Genomic DNA, 528 nt, shown 5'->3' on the forward strand with positions numbered 1-528 from the left:
CCCCGTCGACCCGGTCCCCGTCGACCCGGTCCCCGCCGCCACGGACGACACACCAGGACACGAAGGCACCGACGCGACGCCCACACCTGGGCGAAGCGACGACCACGCCCTCACCGGAAGGGGCACCAGCGCGACGTCGACGGCCCGCCGTCTCGCCGCGGCGTGGAACGTCGCGGCGGCCGGCTACCGCGTCGTCCCGGCTACGCGCACCACCACGGGCGCACGACACAACGAGCACCACGCTGACCCCCGCGAGGCCACCGCGTCCGCCCAGGGAACCCTGATCACCTGTGGCCGCCGAGACGACGTCCACGACCTCGACGGCCACGTCGAGCTCCACCCCCGCCTGCTCGTCGGCCACCCCTACCCGACCGGCGACCTCGCCCACCGCGACACCCGCTGGACCCGCGACGAGCACCACCGCCAGCACGAGCACCTCACCCGCCCCCGCACGACGACGCCCACCCACCCCGACGGCACCGACCACGGCGGCTGGGGCGAAGGCCCACCACCCTTCTGAGCTCCTCC

Annotated in this window: 1 pseudogene; it reads left to right on the forward strand. The window is 75.4% G+C overall.

Features of this window, described 5'->3' with window-relative positions:
- Positions 1–520: pseudogene (locus tag Q0789_RS16605) on the forward strand (hypothetical protein); the annotation flags it as partial.
- Positions 521–528 lie beyond the last annotated feature (8 nt).

Source organism: uncultured Pseudokineococcus sp. (assembly GCF_947499845.1).
Classification (GTDB): Bacteria; Actinomycetota; Actinomycetes; order Actinomycetales; family Quadrisphaeraceae; genus Pseudokineococcus.